Raw genomic sequence first — 2,146 nt, forward strand, 5'->3', positions numbered from 1 at the left:
GTTTCAGCTTCTAGTCTTATGCACGAGTCTATCTTTTATTAGATAAAGTTATCACCATAAGTTCTGAAGAGCCATTTGGGCATTCTTATTTTCTCTAATTTATTTAAGTAATCTTTCTTTTTGCTTTTGAGAGAGGGGATTTTTAGCTTGCATCTATGGCTGTGCTCCTTAAAATACTTAATCTTATATTATACAATTAAGCTGCATAGCAGCTCATCTATTGGCGATCCAGTATGCTCGAAACACAAAAAGAAGATTACAGCTTAGTAGGAAAGAATCCTCTCCCTCTTCAGGAAATCCAAGAGGATATAGCCTTACCAGAAACGGTACTTCTGACCAATCCGCCTCTAAAACTTTCCAAACCGGAAACTCGGTTAAGCCTCAGATCGCTAACTTTGGAAAGTGTCTTCGCTACGCTTTTTTACAGCATCATCGGTGGCGCGTTGCTCAGTAATTTCTTGCTGGATTTAGGGGCGGGCCCAGTCGAAATTGGTATGCTCGCCTCCATTCCTCAACTGGTAAATCTGCTCCAACCGTTCGGAGCTTATATAGGAGACCGACTGCAGAGTCGCCACTGGTATTCCATCTGGATTTTCGGACTGTCGCGACTGCTGTGGCTGATTATCGTGCCAGCCATTTGGTTGGGAGGCTCATTTCAGCTCGCTGGTCATCAGCTAGTGCAGTTGACATTGGCAATCATCTGGATAACTCAAGTCTTAGAATCTTTAGGTCGTGCTTCCTTCTTGAGCTGGTTGGCGGTTTTAGTACCTCAGCGGTTGCGCGGGCGGTATTTTGGCTTTCGCAATAGTGCTGTCAGCTTGACGAATCTCATTGGTTTGCCGTTGCTGGCTCTAGTTGTATCGAACTGGCCCGGTGGAAGGCTCCAAGGTTACAGTGCCATCTTGGTTTTAGGAATTGTGCTTGGCATCATCAGTCTAGGTTGTCAGTTCTTTATGACCGATGTGAACCCAAAGCTTCTACACGTCACGCATTCAGATAGAGGCGAAAAATCATCCATAGGGACAATTTTTAGCTTTCTTAAGGAAGCCAATTTTTTAAAGTTTTTGCTTTACTCTGCTGTATGGAGCTTTGCCGTTAACGTCAGCGCGCCCTTTTTTAACCTCTATCTGCTGGATAACCTAAGTATAGATGTCAGTGTGGTAACGCTCTACAACAGCTTAGGAGCGGGTGCTAACTTGCTGCTGCTGGTTTTTTGGGGGAAGCTGGCTGACCGGGTTGGGAATCGCCCGATTATGCTAGTAGTGGGAATCTTGGTGGCTCTGACCCCTCTCTTCTGGCTAGAAGGTGGAACGGCTCCAATTTTTATATGGGTGTGGTTCCCGCTGTTGCACATCATCGGCGGTGCAACGTGGGCGGCGATCGACCTGTGCAGTGGTAATCTGATGATGTCGGTGACACCACTGTTGAATCAGTCGATATACTTTGCGATCGCGGCGGCCGTTCCTGGTGTCACTGGGGCAATGGGAATCACCCTTGGTAGCTTTCTCGCCACTTTGACCAATCTCGGTGGCTTGCCAGGGGTGTTTGCCCTCTCAGCCGTCTTACGAGTGGCGGCTCTCCTGCCCTTGGTTTTTGTTCGCGAGCAGCGTTCTGTGTCTTTGGGTAAGTTTTGGCTGCTCTTGTTGCCCGCTTGGTGGAGAAGAGTGCCAATTGAACCTGGAGACATCAGGTTTCAACCATTAATAGTGGAACAGTTCGACTCTGGGCCTGAAAGCTCAGGCGATCGATCTTCAACGGTTGATTGATTGTACGGCACAAAAGGCGCGCCTTAGCTCAGACAACTGCATAGTGTGTAAATTTTCGCATCAAAGGCGAGTGAAACCCCAGTACGATGTCGTTTTTGGCTACGCATAACTGCACCAATTCTTCTGCAAAATCAATTTCCGTCCCGTTGTACTGAAGTTAAATTTTGCCCTCTTTATATATCAAAGTTAGGAACTACGCCGGCACACTACATAATAGTGTGCCGAAACAGGAATCTCGCCTTTGCTCTCATGAGCCATTTTTTGTCACTTCGGAGACAGTATAAGACGCCGGCCGCCACCAATTATGTAGGGCTTGCTGAATATATCGATCGCACTTGAGGTAGCCTGGGTTTTGAGCGCGCGATCGAGAATAAAGTGCA

1 protein-coding gene and 1 pseudogene are annotated in these 2,146 nt (G+C 47.1%); one reads left to right on the forward strand and one right to left on the reverse strand.

Annotated elements, in window-relative coordinates:
- Positions 1-233 precede the first annotated feature (233 nt).
- Complete coding sequence (locus QUA40_RS28505; protein WP_333132038.1) at positions 234-1,766, forward strand: MFS transporter; 1,533 nt, start codon at positions 234-236, stop codon at positions 1,764-1,766.
- Between the two features lie 28 nt (positions 1,767-1,794).
- Here the strand turns inward: QUA40_RS28505 and QUA40_RS29225 are convergent.
- A pseudogene (locus QUA40_RS29225) lies at positions 1,795-1,911 on the reverse strand (element excision factor XisI family protein); the annotation flags it as partial.
- Positions 1,912-2,146 lie beyond the last annotated feature (235 nt).

It is taken from the genome of Microcoleus sp. Pol11C3, assembly GCF_036701485.1.
GTDB lineage: Bacteria > Cyanobacteriota > Cyanobacteriia > Cyanobacteriales > Microcoleaceae > Microcoleus.